Consider the following 18,218-nt stretch of genomic DNA (forward strand, 5'->3'; position numbering starts at 1 on the left):
TTGAGTTTTGAGTTTTGAGTTTTGAGTTTTGAGTTTTGAGTTTTGAGTTTTGAGTTTTGAGTTTTGAGTTTTGAATTTACGGCTTTCACTCGAAACTAGACTTCAACTCCTGTACGATCAACACTGATTGCAATCTCACGACAAAAATAACCCCTATGACCGCAGTTGACGATAAAACAATTGTTCGCGAATACTTCAACGCCACCGGATTCGATCGCTGGCGCAGAATTTATGGCGACGGCGAAGTGAACAAAGTTCAGCTAGACATCCGCACCGGGCATCAGCAAACCGTGGATACCGTCCTGGCATGGCTAAAAGCAGACGACAACTTAAAAGGCTTAACTATTTGTGATGCGGGTTGCGGCGTTGGCAGCCTCAGCATTCCCTTAGCAGAAGCCGGAGCGCAAGTATTTTCCAGCGACATTTCCGAGAAAATGGTTGGAGAAGCGAAAGACCGGGCGGCTGCACTATCGCTCGAAAATCTCACCTTTGCGGTTCAGGATTTGGAAGGATTAACCGGACGCTATCACACCGTTGTTTGTCTGGACGTGTTGATTCACTATCCTCAAACCAAAGCGGCAGATATGATACAACATCTGAGTTCATTGGCAGAGTCGCGCTTAATCCTCAGCTTTGCACCCAAAACCGTTTTTTACACCGTATTAAAAAAGATTGGCGACTTTTTTCCAGGACCGAGCAAAGCAACCCGCGCTTATCTGCACAGTGAAGCTCAAGTCGTGAAAATTTTGGAAAGCCAAGGCTGGAAAATTGAGCGCAACGCCATGACCAAAACCCGTTTCTACTTTTCTCGTTTATTAGAAGCCGTTCGGACATAAGGTTCTCTCATCTGGATCGGTTCTTTTCAACGCTGCGCGCCTGAAGGGGCGCTTAACCGTGGCAACCCATTCTCAATAAAGCTAGGATTTAGCAACTTCCATCTGAGTTGGACTATGAAACCTCTCAAAATTATTTGTGCAACTGTTTTGCTAGGACTAGGCGGTATCCTGATCGGCTCTGGAATTTTCGCGACCTTCAATACCCGCATCAGCAAGGAAGAGCAAAGAGAACAAGCGATCGCCTGTCTGGTGTTTGGGGTGCCTTTGGCAGCGGTGGGCGGCTGGGTTGTTGCGGGTTTACGCCAAGACAAGCAACAGAAAGAATGTGATCGCCTCAATGCTGCCTTTTCCAAACTGCTGGCTCAAGGCAATGGACGAATTACAACCCTTGCTTTTTCACTGGAAACGGGATTGTCAGGGAACATGGCAAAAGTCTATTTGGACGAACGGGCTGAGGAATTTGATGCCAACTTTGATGTAGATGATCAGGGAAACATCAATTATCGGTTTCATGTGGGAAAGTTTGATCAATCTTAACGACCGCGATCGCACCCAGAATAGCAAATCATGAACTTATTCACCAATCATGAACTTATTCACCAAGGCGATCGCGAAGCAGCAAGTTTCAGGTTTTAGGGATTAAAGAGGTTCGCGTGCCCAAGTTTAAACCCTACTACTTGTCCTCAGACTCTAGGTACTGCCTTACATTCAAAACACATTCAAAACTCAAAACTCAAAACTCAAAACTACTTTCCCCAACTCCTTCACCCAACTCAAAACTCAAAACTCAAAACTACTTTCCCCAACTCCTTCACCCCTCCACTCCTTCACCCTCTTAAGGTAGGGAAATCCACATCTCCAACGAAAGCCCTTCCCTGACTACAATTGAAGCAGTTTGACCCAAATAGCGTTGAGGCATTTTCCACCCTCACCCTTCATCATTGATCCCTCACCCCTATTCTTCTGGAGTTTTCCCTATGACGACTGTGTTGGAAAAAGGCAATATTTCCATTCATACCGAGAATATTTTTCCGATTATCAAAAAATGGCTGTATTCAGACCATGAAATTTTTCTCAGAGAGTTAGTGTCCAATGCCGTAGATGCCATTCAGAAGCTAAAAATGGTGTCTCATTCGGGCGACTATTCCGGCGATTTGGGCGAACCTGAAATTGTCATCACCTTGGATAAAGCAGCAAAAACGCTGTCGGTGTCGGATACAGGCATTGGCATGACCGCCGATGAAGTGAAAAAATATATTAACCAGGTTGCCTTTTCCAGCGCTGAAGAATTTATTGATAAGTACAAGGCAAGCACCGATCAGCAAATTATTGGTCACTTTGGGCTAGGTTTTTATTCGTCCTTTATGGTCGCTGCCCAAGTAGATATTGATACGCTTTCCTACCAACCGGGTGCCATTGCGGTGCATTGGTCGTGCGATGGCTCTACAGAATTTGAGCTAAGCGAATCGAACCGCACCACACGCGGCACCACTATCACGCTCACCCTGCAAGATGAAGAACTAGAATATCTGGAGCCATACCGGGTTCGCCAGTTGATCACTAAATACTGCGATTTTCTGCCGGTGCCGATCAAGTTGGCAGTCATAGAAGCGCCTCCAGAGGTATCGCCAGAAGTAGAGACGGAAAGCGCACCGGAACAAACCGCTGAACAAGCTATTGAACCCAAAGCACCGGAACAGGTGAACCGTCAAAAAGCTCCCTGGAAGGAGTCGGCTAGCAATCTCAGCAAAGAGGATTATCTGGAGTTTTATCGCTACCTCTATCCATTTCAAGAAGAGCCTTTGCTGTGGGTGCATTTGAACACGGATTATCCCTTTGTGGTCAACGGGATTCTTTACTTCCCGAAGCTGAAGCCCGACGTGGATGTGACCAAAAGCCAGATTAAGCTGTTCTGCAATCAGGTGTTTGTCAGTGATAACTGTGAAGAAGTGATCCCCCGGTTTTTGTTGCCTTTGCGTGGCGTGATTGACAGTGCTGATATTCCACTGAACGTGTCTCGTAGCTTTTTGCAAGCCGATCGCACCGTTCGTCAAATTGCCAACTACATCGCTAAAAAAGTGGGCGATCGCCTGAAGGAACTGTACCGCGACGATCGCGACGAATATATCCGTTGCTGGCAAGACCTGAGTACTTTTGTCAAATTCGGCACCCTCAACGACGACAAATTCAAAAAGCAAGTTGAAGACATTCTGATCTATCGCACTACTTGGGCAGGAAGCCAGGAGACGAAAACTGGGGACAGCGCTACTCCTGAAGTGCAAGTGCAGTCTGGTGAAAGCGACGTGTGGCAAGAGGTTTCCTCGCCTGTTGCTGCGTCAACTCCTAGCTTCCAAAACCCAAGTTCCAGCCCAACATACACCACGCTCAAAGAGTATCTAGAACGCAACAAAACCCATCACGAAAACCGCGTCTTCTATTGCAACGACGAAATTGCTCAGGCGACCTATGTAGAACTTCACAAAAAGCAAGGAATCGAAGTCTTGTTTATGGACTCGTTTATCGATACCCATTTCATCAGCTTTTTGGAACAAGAATATTCCACGATTCGCTTCTCCCGTGTGGATGCGGATTTAGATGACACCCTGATTGATAAGGACAAAGAAACCGAAATTGTTGATCCCGCCACCAACAAGACTCGCAGTGAGCAAATTAAGGAGCTTTTTCAAGGCGCGATCGCGAAGCCAAAAGTCACTATTCGTACTGAAGCTCTCAAAGCCGGAGATCCCCAAAGTGCCCCGCCTGCGGTTGTGTTGTTACCAGAGCATCTGCGTCGGATGCGAGAAATGACCGCCATGATGCAGCAGCAAGCCGTGGAGTTTCCTGAAGAACACATTTTACTGGTGAACACTGCCCATCCGCTGATCCAAAATTTGCTGACCTTGAACCAAGGAACCATTCTGCAAACCAGCGGACAGTCGCCCTCAGCCGAGTTGAGTACTCTCATTTGCAACCAAATTTATGATTTGGCATTGATGGCGCAAAAAGGCTTTGATGCGGATGGAATGAAAACCTTCGTCGATCGCTCGAACCAAGTGCTAACCCGCCTCACCGATCGCTAGCGATCGCAAATCAAATAATCGGGTGTAAGTAAGGGTTTGGCATTCGGGCGATGCTCTCTGCGATTCATCCAAGAGTTACGTTCCGAATGCTAAACCCCTGCCAAATGTCTGCTCTGAACGGTTGCCGATTTTTCTACTTCCTTATTTCTGCTTCCCTCTATATAATGGAGGACTGGAATAAACCGAAGATATGAAAAGCTGGAGGCTGGTATGGGTCGCAGATGTGAATTAACTGGAAAAAAAGCAAATAACGCCTATGCTGTCTCGCACTCTCACCGCCGCACCAAGAAATTGCAAGGCGTAAACTTGCAGTGGAAGCGCGTTTGGTGGGCTGAAGGAAACCGCTGGGTGCGTTTACACCTTTCGACTAAAGCTATTAAAACGCTAGAAAAGAAAACGATCGCTGCCTTTGCTAAAGAAGCTGGGATAGACCTGAACAAATATTAATATCAGGACAATAAATATAGGACAAAAGCAGGACAATAAATATAGGACAAAAGGGAAAACGCGATCGCGTTTTTCTGAAAGGGCATACACCAGTATGTCCTTTTTCATTTTCTGCGTGTGAACCAGGTCACACAGAGACAATTCATATAATTGTTATAGTGGGTTGATATATTTTTCACACAGAGTGGGTAACATGGCTGCATTGCAGTGTGATGATCTACGTTATTTGCTCCGCAACTGTCTATCCTTCTGTTCCCCAAGCCCCTTTCCCTGTTGCTTCAGATTCAACTTTTATCCTACTTATGACCTGAAACTTCCCTAACTGAATTAGTTGAATTATTCGTCTCAAGTAGCCTTGGAAATTGGTGGCTTTTCAAAAAACTCGTTCATAATTTACTCGGTTTGGAGCCTTTCTTGCGCTTCCATCACTCACTTTATATTTCTTGCCTCTTCCCTAACCTCTTTTCCCTTCTTCGTCACCCCACTACCCTCAGGACGCAGCCATGTCAGATCGCAAGTTAGCCAAAAAACTTCAACCCATTTTGAAACAGGTTTGGAAGCTCTCCCGCCGCCTGACCAAATCTATGGTGACTTGGCTGCTGCGAACCGTCTTTTTGCTCAATCGCCGCCCCCGTGTTGCGGGGTTTGTGTTGCCTACCACGGTTTTTCTGATTTTGGTAGTGTCGCTAACTGTGGGCGCACTCACCTTCCGGTCGTTCAATAGCACTAGCCGCACGATCGCCAACGTCCAAAGTCGGCAGATTTATAATGCGGCAACCCCAGCGATCGATCGCGCCCGTGCCAAGCTCGACTACCTGTTTGGCAAAGATGCCCGGCTGCCTAGCGGCACCCCTTCCGAAGAATTTATTATTAGTATGCTGCTAAATGAAGCACACCGACCCATTGGTGAAGCAGCAACGGACGTAGATCCTTTGACGACTGCGGAAAATCCTTACAAGCTGGATGATGAAACCCGGATTGATATCAATGATGATGGGGAACTTGATAACGCCTGGGTGTATCAAGAGGGTCCGCCTGATGATCGGAAAGCGATCGTTTATTCAATCAACTTTTCTACTCCTGATGCCACTGCCGTAAACGAAATTGGTCCTGTAGCATTACTCACACTGGATGATCAGGAAAAAGCTAAGGGAAATAATGATGGTCCCTATGTGCGCTCTGGTCCACAGAGTAACAGTTCTGCGGTGAAGTGTCGGACGAAGGGCGGTGGTTCCAAGGTAGAAGGGGGCTGGTTCCAAGATGTCTCCAACACCTCCATTTTGCGGAAGCGCTTCCAAATCGATGCTTTTGTGGTCAACCAAAAGGCTGTGCAAAATGGCAACCCTGTCAACTTCACCACCCTGGAGTTTTTGCAGGATTATAAGTTAGATCGGGGTAACAAATGGGGAGCCTGGTTTAAGTATGACCTAGAGGCAGTTTCTGGGGCACCGATGAACTGGAACGGTGCCATGCACAGCGAGGGCAATATCTTCATTGGGCGGGATGATGGCGGTATCTTTAACAGTTTCTTGATTAGTGCTACGAAATCTTGTCTGTTTAAGCCAGAAAGCAACTCTGAAATCTCGGTGCGTGAGTTTGCTATTGATCCAGCCGATCCATTGCGAGTGAATGGCGGTGTTGCTTTTAAAGGAATTATTGCAGGGGGTGAGTTAGGGCGAAACACAGAGTATAAAAGTGCGCAACGGGTTGATAAATATAATGGTGGCACCTATAACCAGGATCAGATTACTCCTGCTAAAGATTGGGCAACCGGATCAAAAGATGTGATTGGAATCTCCACCGATCCGGTCAAATTGCTAACAGAAGATATTCATCAGGCGACAAAGCCTGATATTACGAATACCGGAGCCATTATTGACCCCATCAGACCAACAGACTTTAATCCGGGTCGGTTTGTCAGCGATCCACTGAGTACACAGCCCTATGTAGATGACCTTTACCGGGCAGATAATCGTTATGGTCCTAAAGTGCGCTATAGTGCTGCAATTAAAATCCCTACTGGAACACCAGTCGGTACTAATATTACAGCCCCTCCAGAACTAATTAATGATCCTCCTACTAGCGGTGTTGTTCCAGGTTTAGATGGCTACTGGGAGCGCCGAACCTTCAAAGATTCAGATACTTCTACCTCCAAGGTCTATACGGGCGGCATGAGAATCTTGGTCGGCGAACGCTTGGAACTAGGCAATCCTTATGGTTGGATTGCACCACAAAATAGACCCGATGCAGTCCCAACTACTACCTTAGATCAGAAAGTTCCTTATCCTGAAGGCGCAGGAAATGAAACTGGAAATGTATCAAACCTGAAAACAGTTGCTTATGCTCCGACTAATAACGTTGCAACTGCTGATGCAGCTAAAAGCGATGTCGAAGGAGATCCGCTTTATCCTGCTTACACTTACACAGGCACCGCAAATGCCAGCCGTAAGCACGAAACCAAACAACGACGGGCGCTGCGAGATAATCTAGCCGCAGTACAAGCCGCCGCAATCTATCACTATCGTTTAGGAGAAACAGCCGATGGTCGTACTCCTGCTGCTTGTCTTGCACTAACTGCTCATCCAGGTTCACCATATACCTTACGTCAATCGGTGAACTTTAAGCCTTATCGCTTTAATGGCGGAACAGAGACACTATACACAGACTTTTTCTATGGGAAGGGCACCAATGGCTGGGAATTTGAGCCGCCAACAGTAGCCCAGCTACAGGGTGGCGGTCTACGCCAAGCACTGCTTAATCTAGCAAATTTCGCTGGTGATCCTGATGGAGCCTTTCCGCCAAAACAAGAACCAGGACTGATTCATCCCGACCCAATCGTGACCATGTGGGGCAACTTCTCTAACCTGCGTCGTGCTTTAACAGCAGGAAACAATAGCCCTGCGGATCAGAGCTATCTAGAAACCGCAGGCTGCACGATGGGAATGCTGGCATACAACATTAACCAGGTGCAAAAGTTTAATCCCAGTGCCGCTAGCAATCAAACTGCCTTAGATAGTTTAGGTAGAAAGCTGTTCGGCATGATGAATGGGAATATCGGTGATACAGATGGTGAGGTGATAAGTGACAAAAAGCTGTTAGCAACCTACAACTATGACGATTCAGTTGCCACACCTGACTTAACGAAATATAATCCGCGTGATTATGATCGCGTTACTCCTGATATGTTTTTAGCAGCGCTGCTAAAGGATATTAGAGCTGACAGTGCTTCCGCTGATGTGGAAAATGATCCGCAATATCAACTAGCTGTACTGATTCATGAACACTTCCAGATTCGGCGCGATCGCACCTATGGTTTTCGACCTTCCCCTGCTGCCAACACTTGGAACTACAATCCTTATATTTTAGAAATGCCCGGAACCGCTGGTGGGAATGTGGTAGGGCTATGGTCTTCTGCTTGTGATCCTAATATTTTCAAAGTCAGCAACACGCCTGCTGGTTCCAGCGCAGCAAGTGCGCCTAGTTTGGCAGCAACAGGTGGCGCAGTTGGACGAGAAGCCCGCTCTCGCTTAGCATTGTCTCGTTTATGTGGTGAGGTAATCCCGGCTGGAAATCTTCAGGATCTCAAAACATCTCTAGGAGATAATAACTATCCTGCACTTGGCGATCCAGCCAACAACACTAATCTGCCGGCTCCCGCTCAGACGTACTATCCAACGCTGACAAATAGTGAAACAGTTAATGCAGATTTTGTTACTCCTGCTTTAAGAACTGCGGTTGGCACTAATAACAATTGGAAGAGAGCAACGGTTGCGCCCAAGTTTCCATCGCTCTACTACATCTTTCCTGAAGTGACTCACGACCATCTAGGAGATCTTCCTGCTGGTGGAGCAGACTACCGCCAACCCGGTAATCCAAAGCTGTATACGGGTGGTACGGCTCTGCCAATTGCTTATCAGCCTTGGAAGGAACCCTACATTACTCGGTTTAACACTGGATATTCCTATGAGCCAGTCAATGCAACCCAAGCTCCAGCAGGTACAGCTTATTCAATCGACTACACAACCATCCCAGCCAAACTGCCAAGTGGTGCAGCTAATCCTGGTGCAATTGTATCTTTTACCTATAATCCCTTTTTGCTCCCAATAGAGGACAATTCAGTTCAGGCTGCTGCTTTAGTCCCCAAACTTACCACCACAAATTGGGTACTCCCGACGATCGCGACTCCGGCTGCCGCTGACCCCAATCCAAACCGCATTGTTACTCCCGATGGCACGATCGCGGCAATTCCCTTCCAAGATAAGGTGCTGTTCAACGGGCGAGAGTGGCTGCCGACTCGCGCCTTGGATATTGACCTGAATATGCTACGAAATACGGCGATTGATGATGATACCTGGTTGCCAGTGAGCGGTATTGTTTATGCTTTCCGCGAAGATGCAGTCCGCGAAGATGCGATCGCCCGTCCCGCTGGCACCTTAGCTTATACCGATGCCCAAACTCCAGGCGCAGAAACCGATCCAGCGCTGAATGCAGCTTTTAACGTTTCAACCAAGCCTGTAGATTTTATTGCCGATCCTGATCGCCGTCCGCATGGCTTCCGTCTTCGCAATGGCGCGGTTCTCAAACGAGGAGGTGCCGTTGATAAGGCTGACAACTTCCGGGGGCTGTCTTTTATCAGCGATCAGCCCGTATACATCATGGGCAACTTCAACCTGCATCAAGATAAAACCACCAACGCACCGCTAGAAGAGTTTCAGTTGCCACTGCCAACCGATCCAACCCAATATAGCAGCGCCACTTTTTACGATAATCGAGATGCATCTCAACCCGAACCAAAGTTTGCCGACCCCGATGAGGATTTATGGCGACCTTCAGAAATTTTGGCAGATAGCGTTTCGATTTTGAGCGATCGATTTTGTGATGGCAGTGCGATCGACACCTTCATGACAGCAAATCCGCGTCCAAACGCTAATGAAGGCGGAATTGACGACACCACGAGTTCCGGCAGTACAAACACCAGTAAAGTCTATACGAATGGCACCAAGAAGGGCGCAGAAGTCTATAACGATACTGATAAAGCCCTGTTTGGCAGTGCTGCGGGTTGCCTGAATGATGCTGCGGCTGGGGCAACCTCCTTCCTCAATCAGAATCGCCCCAGCAAGGATTTGACCAACGCCTCTGGCTGGAACTGGGTGAGAGAAAATCCAGGTGACCCCATCTACTCACCTGTAAAAATATCCCGGAATGGCAATGGGCTAATTGCCAGTGCAACTTCGGTGCCTGTGGAATATAGCTCTGCTAACGACACAGTCATTCAGGGAGAGTATATGGATAACAAGAACTCTTCCAATAGCGGCGCACGTACCCTCCAACGGATTCCGCCGAATCAAGAAACTGGCGTGAACGTAATCATGGTGAGTGGAATAGTTCCCGCTCGGCAATTCCAGGGCTATGGAGCTTTGAGTAACTTCCCCCGCTTCCTAGAAAACTGGGATGACGGTGCGAGTAGACTGCGTTTCTCTGGGTCATTTCTACAACTCAACTTCAGTAACTATGCAACGGGCCCCTTTGATGACGATAGCTGGGAACCGGGTGAAACTCCTATTACTGGGCGCGAGGTGCTTCCCTATAGACCGCCTGCTCGTCTATGGGGATATGATGTGGGGCTACAGTTGGCGCAGGCAAGCCCAGCAGCAACGCGGTTTACCTCTCTTAGTAAAGAGAAAAACGAGTTTTATGAAGAACCCTCCGGCAGCGATGCCTATATGAAAAATCTCTGTATCGCCTTAAAAAACCAGCCACCTACTGGATTTAATGCCGCTTCGCTTAACTGCCCAACTTAGATTGCCTTTATTCCCTCTTCTCTTAGCGAGGAAAGGGGTTTTCGCCCTTCCACTTTAGGAAACTACGATGCTAGTGCGTCACTCGTCTTCTCCGTTTGCTTTCTCTAGTTTGCTATTACGGCTGTTGCGATCACGTCCTGCCACATCTGACCAAGGATTGACCTTGCTTGAATGTTTGGTAGCGATCGTCATTATTGCAATTACGGTCGTATCCATTACGCCGCCTATTTTTGTTGCCACCGCCAGCCGTATCCAATCGCGTCGAGCAGAACAAGCAAACGCAATTGCTCAGGCAGAGATCGATCGCGTCAGAGTTGTGATGGAACGGGGACCTGCAACAGAGACTCAACTCCCCCAAGTAGGAACAGGCGTAGCAAACGGGGTTAACACAAGTGTACTATCCTCCCCAAGCGATCAGTGTCCTACTAATAAATATCCTTCTCCAACTGTGCAAGCGTCTGCCACTCAAGTAATTCCAGTAGATGTAGATGGTGATGGTGATGATCCAGATGATCCAGATGATGGTAATTGTGATCCAGAATTTGCGATGCAAGTGGTTCGAGCGAATGATTGCATTCCTAACGGTTCAACTGCAACGGTTCCTTATTCATTTGATTTGACCGTGCGAGTGTATGGCTACAAACTAGGGGATGCTATGTCAAATCTTGGCGCTGAGCGAATGTCGTTGGGATTGACCACAGGACGGGCAGGGGACGATCCGACTACAGGGGCACTGAGGAAACCCCTACAAGTCCTGACAACCAAAGTATCTCGTGTAGGCAAAGTAGATTCAGTAAATTGTGTAGATGGAACCCCTTAACTTGAATTGAAATTATTTTTAACCTACTTCTTTCACCCACCCCATAAATTCCTATGGCTCACTTTTTCTCCAATCATCGACTTAAATGGCAGCGTATAGTATTCCGAGCAACACGAAAGGGTCGCCGTGCTAAAGGATTTACGCTATTAGAGCTTTTGGTAGCGATGATCATTGGCTCTTTGATTGTGGTGGCATTGCTGACACTTGTAGTACAATTGACCGAAACCAATCAAAGAGATGCGGCACGAACCCAAGTGCAGCAGGATATGCAAGCCGCAATGGACTATATAGCTCAAGATGTGCGATCGGCAGTCTTTGTCTACAATGGAGAGTGCTTACAAGGCAATGGCATCCCCACATCGGGTAAAGACTTTGCAAAAACTTGTCCTGGAATTATCAAATACATTCCAGGAGATATTAATGCAAAGCCCGATAAGGTTGCAGTGCTAGCATTTTGGAGAACCAAAGAATTACCTCAAAAAATCAAGGATTTATGTAAGGCAGAGGCGGATGATCTTGGTAGCGATAATCCAGATACCGTAACCAATAACATCATGACTAAGGCAAAGGTGCCCTGTCTAGCAGGATATTCCTATTCATTGGTCGTTTATGGGGTAGATCGGACCAATACTGGCATCTGGAACGGCAAGGCACGATTAACACGGTATGAGTTAAGCCAGTTTCCATCTGATCCTACAAATGAACAAGATCAAACTCCAGGATTTGTAGATCCTTTGGAGGAGCCAGAGTTCACGTTTCAGCAGTGGCCTCTACAAGATGGTGGTGCTGCTCCGCCAATTAATCGACAGACTACCCCTCCAATAGGACAAGCTTTTGCGCTGGTGGATTTTGTAGACACCACAACTCCAGGGGATACTGCAAATGCGCCAAAATGCGATGAGTTTGGCACGGATGATGTTTCTCGCGATCGCGCCCTTAGTCCGACCACTAACAGCAATCCTCCATTTCGCAGTTTTTATGCTTGTGTTCGAGATGGCGGTATCGTCAACCAAATTACAAATCCGATCACAGGCAAACTAGTCAATCCTCCATCCAGTAACCAAGATGTCCTGATAGTCCTCAAAGGTAATGTCTCAGGGCAGGGCGGATTTTCCAAAACAAATAATACTGATAACACTGAGCGTATTTCGCCCCTACAAACGCGCGTATTGGTACGAGGCATTATTGGCAAAAAAGACGGATGATTAAGTTGATTTCAGTTTCCTGATTGGAGCCACACCGATGAAAGCACACAAGTTACACACTCGCCATAAAGCCTCTATTGCTGGGTTTACCCTCCTAGAAATTTTGGTGGTACTCATTATTATTGGGGTGCTGTTTGCCATTGCTGCACCAAGCTGGACTGCGCTGATGAACCGCCAGCGAATAGGTACTATTCGAGAACAGGCAGTGCAGGTGATTCGAGAGGCGCAAAATCAGGCAAAAACGACTCGAATTGGACGGTTTGTCGTCTTTGATGGAGATGGCGTGGCAACTCCTCCTCGTGCTGCAATCGTGCCCCAAAGCAGCATACCTCTCGATGTTACAGCGATCAACAATTGGCGGACGCTGGGAGACGGCGAGGTTAAAGTTGGAACCATGGAGTTTTCAGCAACCTCTTCTATATCATCGACAAAGCAGATCTTGTTTGATACCAAAGGTGCAGTTGATCGGGACTGGTTGGGAACTTCAACTGCAACGGACAAACTTTTTGTGGTGAAGGTGAAACCAAAGGGTGCCTCTGTTGAGACGCAGCGATGTGCGATTGTAGATACTCTTTTGGGCGCTGTCCGGTTGGCGGATGGTACACAGGATGGTTGCAATAGTTAGGCAATGTTTGCATAAAATCTGTAGGGGCAACTGTATAGATCCTTAGATGGATTTGCTGCTGGAGGTTTTTGCAATGAAAGGGACTTTGATCATAGAAGCGGCGATCGCAACGGTTGTTCTCAGTGTGGTGGCTTCTACCTTTTCTGGCTTAGGCAACCCTGCCGCATCAACGACAATCAGCACGACGGTTCATCAGTCGCCCACTCAACTGATTTCAGTGCGGCTACCAATTCAGCCTTAAGGGACAAATTGAGTTACCACTCTGCCGCCACTAACGACCACTTGCTGATCTTTGAGAGTGCCGCTGGCTTTCGGACCCGATAGACTTAAGGGGGGTTTTGCTTGGCGATAAATCACATTCCCGTCTGCTTCAAAGGCTTGGCTCGTCATATTCCACTTAAGGCGATCGGATTGGAGTGACGATTGGCGCGATCCGCCCCCACCGTTCACATTTCCCACCAGATTTAAATCTCTGGTTACCAGGTCTAAGTCGCCTTGATTGCCCGTCAGAGTCACCTTATCTTTGCTATTAAAAAAGGTAATGGGCTGATTAGAAGCAATCTTGCGGTCTTTAATCTTCCAAATAATTTGGTTGCCAGTGACTAAGATCGGCGGGTCGGCAATATTCAGTTGGGCGGATTGTTTCAGGGTCAAAGTTTCCGCTTTAATATCCATTTCACCACTATCAGCAGTCGCGCGATCGGTGACCGTTTTGTCCTCATAGCGCTGCATTTGCAGGGGGCGATCGCCGACCAATTTTTGCTTCTCCACCAGCCACGCCAAGCGATCGGTGGTGACCTGAAAGCTCGGATCTTTTGATGCAGCAATCACACTGCCCTCTAGATCTAATCGACGGGCACGGGTTAAATATTTACCATTTTTTGCAGTTGCGACTATTTTTTGGCGTGTCCCCGTCACATTATTTCGCACCAAGATTAAATCTTCTTTCGGTCGCCATTCCAGTTCATTCGCTTTAATCACCAATCCATCTCGTAGATCGGTGGCTAGAATATTGCCTCTTAAAAAAATGCGTTGACCGTCTTGCTGCACTTCACCACTTTGCGCTGAAACTTTCAGAACCGCCTTTCCATCTTGGAAAAACTCTCCTTTAGGATCTTTAATCTGGGCATTTTTTTTGTCTTTGCTATAGGTTGCTTCTTTTGCCTTAACCTTCCACCACAGCCGCCCTTTTTGATCAAACTCCTCTAGGGTGACAAAGGCAAAGGTTAAGTCGGTGTCAAAATTTTCCTTCTCAAAATTTTGGGCTTCCTTAGCAAGCTGTTTTTCGGTTTGGCTTTGCCCACTACAGGCGATCGCCCCAAAGGGCAATCCACCCATTAGAAGCGCTAAAGCAACTCGCACCCATCGCTGAGAGGAAAAGAAAGACGACACAAGCAAACTCCTAAGTAGACCCAGCATGAGCAAATCTAGTTACTAGACTCTAAAATCCCAGAAAAGTTCACGGGGATCAATCACTATGCTTCTATTGTAGGCTTTTAGCTAATAGCACACTGGCTTTATTCCAAGCCGCTATCTACTAATCCAATGCCTGAAAGCGGACGATAGGTATAGCTTCTAGGATTTTTCTGGATATCTTCTTTAATGCCATCTAAGTCAATGTAGCGATCTGCAACATTAATTAAGCTGTCGCTGGTCATTGCCCGCAGGCTGACTACTTCTACACGCACGCCCCGGTAGCTGACGGCGTTGACGGCATACGCTAGATCCCCATCGCCGCTGACCAATACTGCGGTATCATACGATCCCACTAACGAGATCATATCTACCGCAATTTCTACGTCTAGGTTGGCTTTTTTGGAGCCATCTGGTAACTGCACTAAATCTTTAGAAATCACTCGATAGCCGTTGCGCCGCATCCATAGCAAGAAACCCTGTTGCTTCTCATTGGTGCGATCAACTCCGGTATAAAAGAACGATCGCAGTAGCCGCGATCCCCCCGTTAAACGGCATAACAGCTTTGTGTAATCAATTTCGATCCCTAGCTGCAAGGCTGCATAGAAGAGGTTAGAGCCATCAATAAATATGGCAACTCGCCCCCGATTTTCTAATACTTGTTGGGGCGTGAAAACCGACTCGCTCATTTCAAAATTGGACGTGTTATCTAGCATGGCGTATTGCCTCTTTTTTTATGAAAATTAATTATGGGAATGAAATTTTGGGGCGATTTATGGAGTTTGAATCACTAGGAAACAGTTTCTAAAAGTTCTAGGCGCTGAAACACAGGTTGCGGATCGCCTAAAGGTTGCCCTATGGGAAGTATTCCCCAAGTAGAGTGAATTGCAAAAGGGGCAGACTCGGTTTGTTGGTGAGTAAAGTTGATTGAAAATCCTAACTGCTGGTAGATGGCGTTGCTCACGTTGGGGATGATTGGCGATAGCAGATATGCTGCTAATCTAACGGACTCCAACACGGTGTATATGACCTGTTCAACGGCGGTTTGGTTTCCCTGTTTATATAAAGCCCACGGAGCTTGTTCATCAATGAACTTGTTGCCCGATCGCACTAACCCCAAGATGGCATCACAGGCTTCACTAAAAGCAAGCGACTCATAAGCACCAGTGACGCGATCGCCCAAGGTATTCCCCAACAGAGCAAGAGGATTATCCGTATCTGATGCCAATGGGCTAGGCACTAGACCCTGACAGTATTTTTGCGCCATTTTGAGGGTACGGTTGAGCAGATTGCCCAAATCGTTTGCGAGTTCAGCATTCAGGATATTGATAAAGCGCGTTTCGTTAAAATCACCATCTCGACCAAACTCAATCTCCTTCAAGAAGTAATACCGAACGGCATCCGAGCCATAGCGTTCCACAATAGCAAACGGGTCTAAAACATTTCCCAAGGTTTTACCCATTTTCTGCCCATCTTTGGTGAGGTAGCCGTGTCCAAAGATACGATCGGGGAGGTCAACACCCGCCGACATCAGCATGGCGAGCCAATATACGGCATGAAACCGCAAAATATCTTTGCCAATTAGGTGCAAGTTAATGGGCCACCACCGGGCTAGGGCATTGTCCAAACTGGGTGCATCGTCTGGCTCTAGCAGGGCAGTCACGTATCCCAGCAGAGCATCAAACCAAACGTAAAGCGTGTGGGTGGGATCGGGCGGAACGGGGATGCCCCAATCGAGGTTGACACGGGAAATCGAAAAATCTTGTAATCCCTGGCTGACAAAGCGAATGACTTCATTCCGGCGAGTATCTGGTTGAATAAAATCGGGGCGATCGCGATAAAGCTGTTCAAGCTGATCTTGATATTTCGACAATCGAAAAAAGTAGTTTTGCTCATCGCGCCATTCTGCTTCAATTGTGGGATGAATGGTGCAACGATGCTGATCTAGCAGTTCGCGCTCTTCCTTAAATTCTTCGCAAGCAACACAATACCAACCTGTTTGCTGGCTTAGGTAAATATCGCCTTGATCCCAAACGCGCTGAAAAAACTCTTTAACAATAATCTCGTGTCGGGGATCAGTCGTGCGAATGAAGCGATCGAACTGAATATCTAGCAGCTTCCATAAAGCCTGAAATTCTGCCACAATTTGGTCACAATGGGCTTGGGGATCGCGCCCTAACCCTTCAGCCGTCCGCTGAATTTTTTGACCATGTTCGTCGGTGCCAGTAACAAACAGCACAGAATTTCCCCGTAATCGCTGAAAACGGGCAAGCACATCAGCTGCGATCGTGGGATAAGCACTGCCGACATGAGGACGCGCATTCACATAATAAAGAGGGGTTGTAATGACAAATTGATGGTTATTGATAGGTTTAGAACTCATGAATTTATTTAAATCTTCACTCCTCACATATAAATATGAAAAGAGGAGCGAACAACACTGTCATGCTTTTTTTGAAAGTACACAAATTTTTTGAAAGTAGCTGCTAGTAGTAATTAGCAACTTTTATGTCATAGATAAGTGATACTAAAGTGTGATGCACAAGTGCAATTGGCACTACCCGATTCTAACCGTAAAGCTGAGTTGAACGGCTGAAGCAAACCTTAAATTAACTAGGTATTTATTACAACCTATTTGCTTGGCTTATCCATTCCATAGAAATTATTTGATTCTTACCTTAAAATCTAAGTCTGTTTTTTGAGCGAGGTTTATAGTTAGTGGGCAACGATAAAAAGTGTCCAAAATGTTATTGATTTGAAAGGTATGGCAGTACGAGGAAAGGTCAAAATAACAACCATCCGTTATTCCTGATTTCTCCAGAATCTTTGTGTCCTAACCCTATTCATCTGTTGCCATAGCAAATTTAGTTTTTAAGAGTGAGCGCGTTTACTTCCCTAGAATGACTTAAATAAAAGCAGGAATCTATCAGAGGAGGCTAGAAAGCTTCAACCGATTTGTGTTTAGATATTAAATCTTAAATAACTCTATAGAAGTGATGGGTGATTAATTGCTCTTACCTTAAGTTTTTATTCCTCGAAACATCGCTTTCAAAGCTTTCTAACACGCTTTATTAAAGGCGATCGCTGTCTTTGCAGTGTTTAAGAAAAGTTTTAGAAAAGTCACATACTGTGGCTCATATCCAATTCTAATGTTGACCTATTCAAGTTTTGATTGCTCAATTCAAGGTATCTAATGTTTCCAGACGATCCTCTAAAGGTTTCTCAACTATTTTTGTCCCTGCTTGGCACTCGAATCCATACACACTACCGCGATCGCATTCCTCAAGATGGAGCAATCTTAGTCGTTGGGAATCATCGTAGTTTTATGGATGCCCCGTTATTGATGACTGCCGTACAGCGTCCAATTCGGTTTGCGTGTCATCACTACATGGGCGAGGTGCCCGTTCTGCGAGAAATGGTGACTAAGTTAGGGTGTTTTCCATTAGGATCGCCTGACCAGCGGCAACAAAGCTTTTTTCAGAAAGCCAGTCAATTACTCCAGTTGCAGCAAACAGTCGGCGTGTTTCCTGAAGGCGCACAACCAATGGTGCAGCCAACTCTACCAGAAAAAATGGGTGACTTTCAGCGTGGATTTGCTCACCTAGCGCTAAGGGCACCGATCGCAAATCTAGCAATTCTCCCCGTGGCGATCGCATCTCATCAAGAATCCACCAATGCCGCAGTTCCCCTACGAATGCTGAGTTTGGTTGATCCTTCAGAGCCGCTGTTTGATCAACCCGGCTGGCATCCAATGATTGTTTATCAACAGGTGAGCGTTTTAATTGGTCGCCCCTATTGGATTAAAAGATCACAGCGGGCAGATTATCAAGGAAAGCAAGCGCGATCGCTGGTGGCAGAAATAACCAACGAATGCCATGCTGAAATTGCTCAGCTTCTTACCCAGGGATGCTACTAATGAGTTTTGAGTTTTGAGTTTTGAGTTTTGAGTTTTGAGTTTTGAGTTTTGAGTTTTGAGTTTTGAGTTTTGAGT

General features: G+C 46.7%; 13 protein-coding genes. 10 read left to right on the forward strand and 3 right to left on the reverse strand.

Translation table 11 applies throughout. The annotated features are described in order from the left end of the window. The first annotated feature begins 155 nt into the window (after positions 1 to 155). The 9 genes from bchM (at position 156) to AB3R30_RS25095 (ending at position 13,055) form a co-directional block, all read left to right on the forward strand. The gene (gene bchM, locus AB3R30_RS25055) at positions 156 to 836 is read left to right on the forward strand and encodes a magnesium protoporphyrin IX methyltransferase (RefSeq protein WP_458651934.1); all 681 of its coding nucleotides are present in this window, start codon (positions 156 to 158) and stop codon (positions 834 to 836) included. Between the two features lie 114 nt (positions 837 to 950). Further along, positions 951 to 1,373, forward strand: a complete 423-nt coding sequence (locus AB3R30_RS25060) for a hypothetical protein (RefSeq protein ID WP_458651935.1) — start codon at positions 951 to 953, stop codon at positions 1,371 to 1,373. Between the two features lie 440 nt (positions 1,374 to 1,813). Then, entirely contained in the window at positions 1,814 to 3,916 is a 2,103-nt protein-coding gene (gene htpG / locus AB3R30_RS25065) for a molecular chaperone HtpG (protein ID WP_458651936.1), read from the forward strand. A 210-nt stretch (positions 3,917 to 4,126) separates the two neighbouring features. Then, entirely contained in the window at positions 4,127 to 4,363 is a 237-nt protein-coding gene (rpmB, locus tag AB3R30_RS25070; protein WP_458651937.1) for a 50S ribosomal protein L28, read from the forward strand. Positions 4,364 to 4,866: 503 nt separating this feature from the next. Beyond that, positions 4,867 to 10,164 (forward strand): hormogonium polysaccharide biosynthesis protein HpsA, encoded by a 5,298-nt coding sequence (gene hpsA / locus AB3R30_RS25075; RefSeq protein ID WP_458651938.1) that lies wholly within the window; start codon positions 4,867 to 4,869, stop codon positions 10,162 to 10,164. A 67-nt stretch (positions 10,165 to 10,231) separates the two neighbouring features. Further along, positions 10,232 to 10,984 (forward strand): type II secretion system protein, encoded by a 753-nt coding sequence (locus tag AB3R30_RS25080; protein ID WP_458651939.1) that lies wholly within the window; start codon positions 10,232 to 10,234, stop codon positions 10,982 to 10,984. 53 nt (positions 10,985 to 11,037) lie between these two features. Further along, the gene (locus tag AB3R30_RS25085; protein ID WP_458651940.1) at positions 11,038 to 12,189 is read left to right on the forward strand and encodes a prepilin-type N-terminal cleavage/methylation domain-containing protein; all 1,152 of its coding nucleotides are present in this window, start codon (positions 11,038 to 11,040) and stop codon (positions 12,187 to 12,189) included. A 37-nt stretch (positions 12,190 to 12,226) separates the two neighbouring features. Further along, complete coding sequence (locus AB3R30_RS25090) at positions 12,227 to 12,814, forward strand: pilus assembly FimT family protein (protein ID WP_458651941.1); 588 nt, start codon at positions 12,227 to 12,229, stop codon at positions 12,812 to 12,814. Positions 12,815 to 12,887: 73 nt separating this feature from the next. Continuing rightward, positions 12,888 to 13,055, forward strand: coding sequence for a hypothetical protein (locus tag AB3R30_RS25095; protein ID WP_458651942.1), 168 nt, complete (start codon positions 12,888 to 12,890; stop codon positions 13,053 to 13,055). Here the strand turns inward: AB3R30_RS25095 and lptC are convergent. From lptC to metG, 3 genes are all read right to left on the reverse strand, one after another. After that, on the reverse strand, positions 13,052 to 14,206 hold the full coding sequence (gene lptC, locus AB3R30_RS25100) for an LPS export ABC transporter periplasmic protein LptC (RefSeq protein ID WP_458651943.1): 1,155 nt from the start codon (positions 14,204 to 14,206) through the stop codon (positions 13,052 to 13,054). The genes AB3R30_RS25095 and lptC overlap by 4 nt on opposite strands. A 125-nt stretch (positions 14,207 to 14,331) precedes the next feature. After that, positions 14,332 to 14,943 carry a LabA-like NYN domain-containing protein gene (locus AB3R30_RS25105; RefSeq protein WP_458651944.1) on the reverse strand — a complete coding sequence of 204 codons (612 nt, stop codon included), beginning with the start codon at positions 14,941 to 14,943 and terminating at the stop codon, positions 14,332 to 14,334. A gap of 74 nt (positions 14,944 to 15,017) precedes the next feature. After that, entirely contained in the window at positions 15,018 to 16,610 is a 1,593-nt protein-coding gene (gene metG / locus AB3R30_RS25110; protein ID WP_458651945.1) for a methionine--tRNA ligase, read from the reverse strand. A gap of 810 nt (positions 16,611 to 17,420) precedes the next feature. Here metG and AB3R30_RS25115 point away from each other — a divergent pair. Continuing rightward, complete coding sequence (locus AB3R30_RS25115) at positions 17,421 to 18,143, forward strand: lysophospholipid acyltransferase family protein (RefSeq protein ID WP_458651946.1); 723 nt, start codon at positions 17,421 to 17,423, stop codon at positions 18,141 to 18,143. The last annotated feature ends 75 nt before the right edge of the window (positions 18,144 to 18,218 follow it).

It is taken from the genome of Sivoneniella epilithica UHCC 1019, assembly GCF_040830845.1.
In the GTDB taxonomy this organism is placed as follows: Bacteria; Cyanobacteriota; Cyanobacteriia; order Leptolyngbyales; family Leptolyngbyaceae; genus ULC077BIN1.